This window comes from Sphingobium phenoxybenzoativorans, assembly GCF_001757355.1.
Lineage (GTDB): Bacteria > Pseudomonadota > Alphaproteobacteria > Sphingomonadales > Sphingomonadaceae > Sphingobium > Sphingobium phenoxybenzoativorans.
Genome location: NZ_MINO01000121.1, coordinates 1 through 6,732, shown reverse-complemented (window position 1 = coordinate 6,732; position 6,732 = coordinate 1). Strand labels below are relative to the sequence as shown.

General features: G+C 66.0%; 7 protein-coding genes. 2 read left to right on the top strand and 5 right to left on the bottom strand.

Annotation, left to right across the window (positions count from 1 at the left end):
• Positions 1-367, bottom strand: a 367-nt coding sequence (locus BHQ40_RS23535; RefSeq protein WP_494338033.1) for a Rossmann-fold NAD(P)-binding domain-containing protein, incomplete at its 3' end; no start/stop codon positions are given.
• A gap of 168 nt (positions 368-535) precedes the next feature.
• Between BHQ40_RS23535 and BHQ40_RS23530 the strand changes: the two genes are divergently transcribed.
• Entirely contained in the window at positions 536-1,672 is a 1,137-nt protein-coding gene (locus tag BHQ40_RS23530; protein ID WP_070158150.1) for a 2OG-Fe(II) oxygenase family protein, read from the top strand.
• A 9-nt stretch (positions 1,673-1,681) separates the two neighbouring features.
• Here the strand turns inward: BHQ40_RS23530 and BHQ40_RS23525 are convergent, their stop codons facing one another.
• On the bottom strand, positions 1,682-2,221 hold the full coding sequence (locus BHQ40_RS23525) for a hypothetical protein (protein WP_070158149.1): 540 nt from the start codon (positions 2,219-2,221) through the stop codon (positions 1,682-1,684).
• A gap of 78 nt (positions 2,222-2,299) precedes the next feature.
• Positions 2,300-3,739 carry an FAD-binding oxidoreductase gene (locus BHQ40_RS23520; protein WP_070158148.1) on the bottom strand — a complete coding sequence of 480 codons (1,440 nt, stop codon included), beginning with the start codon at positions 3,737-3,739 and terminating at the stop codon, positions 2,300-2,302.
• Between the two features lie 103 nt (positions 3,740-3,842).
• On the opposite strand from BHQ40_RS23520, the gene BHQ40_RS23515 reads away from it, so the two are divergent.
• Positions 3,843-4,244, top strand: a complete 402-nt coding sequence (locus BHQ40_RS23515) for a hypothetical protein (protein WP_070158151.1) — start codon at positions 3,843-3,845, stop codon at positions 4,242-4,244.
• Between the two features lie 30 nt (positions 4,245-4,274).
• On the opposite strand, the gene BHQ40_RS23510 is transcribed toward BHQ40_RS23515, so the two are convergent.
• Entirely contained in the window at positions 4,275-4,970 is a 696-nt protein-coding gene (locus BHQ40_RS23510) for a response regulator (RefSeq protein WP_070158147.1), read from the bottom strand.
• Positions 4,967-6,732 (bottom strand): DUF4118 domain-containing protein (locus tag BHQ40_RS23505; RefSeq protein WP_139139456.1); only part of this gene is annotated, 1,766 nt, incomplete at its 5' end. The genes BHQ40_RS23505 and BHQ40_RS23510, both read right to left, overlap by 4 nt.

Here is a 6,732-nt window from a genome sequence, read left to right as displayed (position 1 = left end):
CCGCGTCCGCCTTCGCCCGTGCGCTGCGCCGCCCGCCGCCAATGGCCGCGCTCTCATCGACCCAGGCCCCGCCAGTATCGCCATAAACGCCGGTGGAGGACAGATAGCCGGTCCAGAGCGCACCGCTCGCGCGAATGTCCGCGCCATAGGCCGCCAGCACCGGATCGCCATCCTCGCCCGGCGGCACGCTCGACAGGATGTGCGTGGCTGTTGCGATCGCCTGTCTGATGCCAGCCTGATCGTCAAAGCTGATCAGGCCGTCGCCGCCCGTCCGCCGCGCGCCGCTGACCCGCCAGCCCTCTGCGCGCATCCGCGCGGCAAGCCGTTCGCCGGTATAGCCCAGCCCGAGGATCAGCATATGCGCCATGCCATCCCCCTAGGGTGCTTTCGAGGGAAATGGAACATTTCACGGCTCGGATATCACGCTTGAACACAGGAAAAGACCGCGATTTTGATCAATCAAAATCGAACAAGGTCTTGCAGCGTGGGCGGCCCAATTAACCCCTTTTTTACCATGACCCGATAGCCACGATCCATGCTCGGCCCCGGCGATCCGATCCCGTCCCTCTATCTCCGCACGGATGCCAATCCGCGCTATTCGCTCGACAGCGTGGCTGGCCGCCATGTCGTGATGATGTTTGTGGGCGGCCTGCGCGTGCCCGGCGTCGTCGACATGCTGCGGCAACTCTATGCCAGCGCCGATCCGTTCGACGACATCAACGCCTGCTGCTTCGTCATCACCTGCGATCCCGCTGATCAGGCGGAGCCGTCGCTGCGCGACCGCTATCCGGGTATTCGCATCGTCCGCGATCATGACCGCGAACTCGCCCGCCTGTTCGGTTGCGCGCAGGATGCGGGCAATGGCGTGGACCGCCTGTCGCTGATGACCTGGATACTTGATCCCGGCCTGCGCGTGCTGGATGTGATTCCGGTCGACGATGCGCCTACCCATCTGGCGCGGATCACGGAACGCCTGTCCGGCCTTGCTTCTCCCGCCGCCGATATGGACGGCTGCGCCCCGGTGCTACGCGTCCCTAACCTGTTCGAGCCGGAGCTTTGCCGCCGCCTGATCGCCTATGCGCGGGAGACCGGCACGCAGGACAGCGGCTATATGAAAACCGATCCCGCGACCGGCGAGACGATGATGGTCGTCGATCACGGCCATAAGCGGCGGAGCGATTGCAACATAGAGGATGCCGGGCTTCGCGACGCCATCCAGGCGCGGGTGATCCGCCGCCTCGCGCCGCAGATCGAGCGGGCGTTCCAGTTCAAGGTGACGCGCATGGAGCGCTATATCGTCGCCTGCTACGACGCGCAGACCGGCGGCTATTTCCGCCCGCACAAGGATAATACGACGCTCGGCACCGCCCATCGCCGCTTCGCCGTCACCATCAACCTGAATGCGGAGGATTATGAGGGCGGCGACCTGCGCTTCCCCGAATTCGGCATGCGGACCTACCGCGCGCCGACCGGCGGCGCGATCGTCTTTTCCTGCTCATTGCTGCATGAGGCGACGCCGATCGTCGGCGGTCAGCGCCATTGCGTGCTGCCCTTCCTCTATGATGAGGCGGGCGCTGCGATCCGCCTGGCCAATGCGCAGCATCTGCAGGACCCGATCCTGCGGGAGCAGGTCGTGGCGTCAGTCACGGACACGCCCGCAAGGGCGGCCTGAACCTTCACATCAGAACAGCCGCTCGCAGTTCAGCGGCGCATTGACCGTCTTTTTGGCGATGGCCGGCGTCTTGTCCGCCTGAAGCGCGCCGCTGCTGGTGCGGATGACGCTGTTGCCCGTCAGGGTCGTCAGGTCGATTTCCACCCGCTCCGTCCGGGCAATCAGGGCGCCATCGGCGTCGCCGCTGGTCTCGCTCTGCTTCTGCGCCAGGATATGCTTCTCATCGATCTCGACAGAGCAACCCTTCGCGCCCGCCTCGCAATAGGGGGCTTCGGCGGTCCCCACCTTTTCCAGATAGAGCATCTTTTCCGGCCGGTCCCAGCGATAGGTGACGTCCGTTCCCGGACCTTCCTCTTTCGTGGCGGAGCCGCCGCTGGAGCTCATCACCTCGGTAATCGCGCCCTTGCAATGGATGGAAAAGTCCTCCGGCACCGCCGCGGCGTTCCCGTCGGCGGCGTTGTCCTGCGCGTTGTCCGCCATATTCTGGGCCTCGTCCCCGGATGAACAGGCGCAGACCAGTAACAGGGCTGCAAGGGCGTAATGCTTCATCGCCTCTCCTTACCGCACAGTCGCGGACGTCGTTACGCTATCAATTTGACCGGCCGTGGCAATGGAAAGCTGCATAAGTCAGCCTTCGCCGTCCAGGGGCACCAGCTTGCCCGGATTCATGATCCCCCTGGGGTCGAAGGCGGCCTTGATCGCCCGCAGGGTGGCGATCCGCGCCGGGCTGGCCAGCCGCGCGAGTTCCGTCCGCTTCATCTGCCCGATGCCATGTTCGGCGGAGATCGAACCGCCTGCCGCGACCACCGCGTCATGGACGAACGCATTGATCCGCCCGCCATCGGCCGCGATCCAGGCGGGGCCGTCGCTGGTGCCCTTTGGCGCCCGGACATGAAAATGGACATTGCCGTCGCCCAGATGGCCGAAGGAGGAGGCCGTGGTGCCGGGGAACGCCTGCTGCGCCGCCGCCGCCGCCTGCGTCATGAAGGCGGGCATGCGCGCCACCGGCACGCTGACATCATATTGCAGCGCCGGACCCTGCGCCCGTTCCGCTTCCGACAGGGATTCGCGGATCTTCCAGAAGGCTTCCGCCTGCGCCTCGCTCACGGCGACCGCTGCGTCCTTGGCCAGCCCCGTCTCAAACGCCTCGGCCAATGCGCCCTCCAGCCGTTCGGCGGCGCTCGGCTCGGTCTGCTCGTCCAGATCGACTTCGATCAGGACATGCCAGGGCGTGCGCGTCTCGATGGGGCTGCGCGTGGACGGGATGTGGGAAAGGACATGGCCCAGGCCGTCGTCCGCGATGATCTCAAACCCCTCGACCACACCGCCCAGCCGGCTTTCCAGCATGCGCAGCAGCGCCAGCGCATCCTCCGGCGTCTCGACGCCGACCCAGCCCACCGCCCGGTCGGCGATGGCGGGCACCAGCCGCAGGGAGGCGGCGGTGACGATGCCGATCGTTCCCTCCGCACCGATCAGCAATTGCTTCAGGTCATATCCGCGATTGTCCTTCTTGAGCGCATCCAGCCCCTCATAGATGCTCCCGTCCGGCAGCACCGCCTCTATGCCGTCCACCAGCGCGCGCATGGTGCCGTGGCGCAGCACCTGGGTCCCGCCCGCATTGGTGGAGATCAGGCCGCCGATGGTCGCCGATCCCTTGGCCCCCAGGCTGAGCGGAAAACGGCGACCGGCGTCGGCGGCCGCATCGTGGAGCGTCGAGAGGATCACGCCCGCCTCGCACACCGCCAGATTATCCTTGGCCGATAGCGACCGGATGCGGTTCATCCGGCGCAGAGAGAGGATCAGCGCGCTGCCGTCCATCGGGGGCGTCGCGCCGCCGACCATGGAGGTGTTCCCGCCCTGCGGCACGACCGCCACGCCCAGCCTATTGGCGAGCGCCAGAACCTGCGAGACTTCCTGTGTGGAGGCGGGCGACAGGATGGCTGCCGCCGTCCCATGATAGCGGCCCCGCCAGTCGCTCGTCCATGGCGCGATATCGTCCGGATCATCGGTAAAGCCCTTCGGGCCGAGAATATCGCGGAACTTCTGCAGGGTTTCGGTGTCGATCATCCCGGCCTTATGCGCCGGAATTCATCGACTGTTCAACAGGCAGGCGCTAATGCCCTTGTTCCCAGAGGGGTTGGTTTTGCATTCATCCGTCATTTTTCTGTCCATGCTGCTTGCCCCGGCGTCCGCGTCGGGGCCTGTCCAGCTTGCGCAGGTGACGATTGAGCAGCGGGTCATCATCCGTGTGCCTCTCGCCCGGCAACGCTCTGCGCAGGTGGAGCCGCCCGTCGAATGGCAGGAGAAAAAAGGCCCCAAATGCCTCGCCATCCGGTCGATCCGCGGCGCGTCCGTCACGGCGAAGAACAGCATCGACATGACGCTGATCAACGGCGAGCGCTATCGGGCGCGTCTGGAGCGCGGGTGCCGGGCCGTGGACTTCTGGTCGGGCTTCTATGTCGAGGCGACCAGGGACGGATCGCTCTGCTCCGGCCGCGACATGATCCAGGCGCGGGGCGGCACGGAGTGCGAGATAGACACGTTCCGCCGGCTGGTCGCCGACGACGAATAATCGCCCCTTTCCGGCTAAGCGCTGTCCAGCCTAATCGCTGTTCGGCCGCAACCGGTATCCTACGCCCAGTTCATTGACGATGATCTGCGGATGCTGCGGCTCTGTCTCCAGCTTCTGGCGCAGGCCCTTCACCAGCACGCGCAGATATTCGACATGATGCTCCAGTTCGCGGGGCCACACCGTGTTCATGATCTGCTTGTGCGTGATCACCCGGCCGGGGAACTGCGCCAGTTGCGCTAGCACGCTATATTCCTTGGGCGTCAGATGGACTTCCTCGCCACCCTTGCGCACCTGCCGCATCATCAGGTCGATTTCGACGTCTCCGGCCCTGATGCTGGAAACGCCGCCATCCTTGGTCATGCGGTTGCGCATGGCGACCCGGATGCGGGCGAGCAGTTCATCGGTATCGAACGGCTTGGTCAGATAATCGTCCGCGCCAAGATCAAGCGCAGCGACCTTCTCCTCCGTCGCCTCGCGCGCGGATATGACGATCAGCGTTGTCTGTGACTGTTTCTTGATCAGGGGCACCAGCTCCAGCCCGTCGCGGTCCGGCAGGCCAAGGTCGAGCAGCGTGACGTCCGGATTCTCGCTGACCAGTTTGGCCAGCGCCTCCTTTCCGTCCGCAGCCTCGGCAATGGCATAGTCTCCGCGCGTCAGGGCGGTGTGGAGAAGCCTGCGGATATGCGGCTCGTCATCAATGACCAGCACCTTGTGGCGTAACGTCATGCGATATCCTCCACATCGACGCCGCTGATGATCGCATCCGCCGGCAGATGGATAGTGAATATCGCGCCCAGCGGATCACTATTGTTCGCCGCCTTGACGGTAAGGCCCATGGCTTCGGCAAACCCCTTGACGATGGCGAGGCCAAGACCCGTCCCACCCTTCGACCGGTCCGATCCGTCGATGCGCGTGAAGGTGTCGAATATCTCATCCTGCTTGCCGTCCGGGATGCCCGGGCCCTGATCGATGATCGACAGGTCTATGCCGTCGATGGTCCTCCTGCCCCGGATCGTGACCGGCGTGCCGGGGTCGGCATAGCGCCCGGCATTGTCGAGCAGGTTGATGAGGCAGTGATGGAACAGGCGCGGGTCGACCCGGACGAGGGGAAGGTCGGCGGGAAGCTGCAGGTCGATGGCGTGGCCGGCCAGAATGCGGCGGGTGTCATGAACGGCGGCCGCCACCGCGTCGGTCAGGTCGGTGGCCTCCGCCCTGAGCGCCAGAGCGCCGGATTCCACTCGCGCCATGTCCAGCAGGTTGGCGACGAAGCGGTTCAGCCGCTGCGCCTCCATATCGATGGCGTCGACAAGCTGCGCATCGGGGTGCGCCCGATATTCCTGCACGGCGGCCGCGATGGCGGTCAGCGGCGTGCGCAGATCGTGGCTGACCGAGGAGAGCAGCGCCGATCGCAGCCGGTCGCGTTCGCGAAGCTGCCGCGCATCCTGCATCCCTTCCTCCAGAGCCATCCGGTCGAAGGCGATAGACGCCTGATCCAGCAGGCTCATGAGCAGCGGCACCTGATCCGACCGCAGCGGTTCCCCGGCGTCGTCGCGGGCAAGGCCCAGCACCGCCAGCACGCCCCGGCTGGTCTGCAGAGGGTGGAACAGCCATTCCGACGCGGCAAGCGTGGACGATCCGCGCCCGGCCGGCTGCTGATTGTCCATTGCCCATTGCGCGGCCGCCCGTTCGATCTCGCCCACCCGGTCCTCCGGCGGATAGGCGGCGCGCAGGACCGGGCCATCGCGCGAGGGGAGCATCAGCAGCGTGCGCAGGTTGAACAGCCGGGCGACCTCCGCGCAGATCATGTGCATCAGCTCCTCCTGGCTGGAGGTTGCCGTTAGCTGACGGGAAAATCCGGCCAGCGCCGCATTCTGCCGCGCGCTCGCCTGGGCGAGATTGGCCTGCGCCCGGACGCGGGAGGCGAACTGGCTGGTCACGAAGGCGACACCCAGCAGCACGAATATGCTGATGATATTTTCCGGGTTGCTGACGGTCAGCGTGCCGGTCGGCGGCAGGAAGAAGAAATTATAGGCGAGCGAGGATGCCACGGCGGCGAACAGGCCGATGCCAAGGCCATAGCTCGCCGCGGCGAACATCACCGGGATCAGGAACAGCAATGCGATATTGCCGATGGCGATAAATTCCACCAGCAACCGGCCGAGCGCCGTACAGGCGGCGATGGACAGCAGCGTCCAGCCATAGTCTGGCAGGGCGACGGGATCGCGCCGCGCGTCGCGGTGTCCGGGGGGCGCCTGCGGCTTCTCGCCCTCGCCGGGCAGGACATGCACGGCAATGTCGTCAACGCCCCGGACCAGCCGGTCCACGACCGATCCGTGGCGCAGTTCGAACCACCAGGGGCGGGCGGACTTGCCGATGACGATCTGCGTCGCGCGGGCGTCTGCGGCGAAGCTGCGCAACCCTTCGACCACGCTGGTCGCCGGGACGCTGGCGGTGGCCGCGCCGAGGCGCGAGGCGAGGGCGAGCGCAT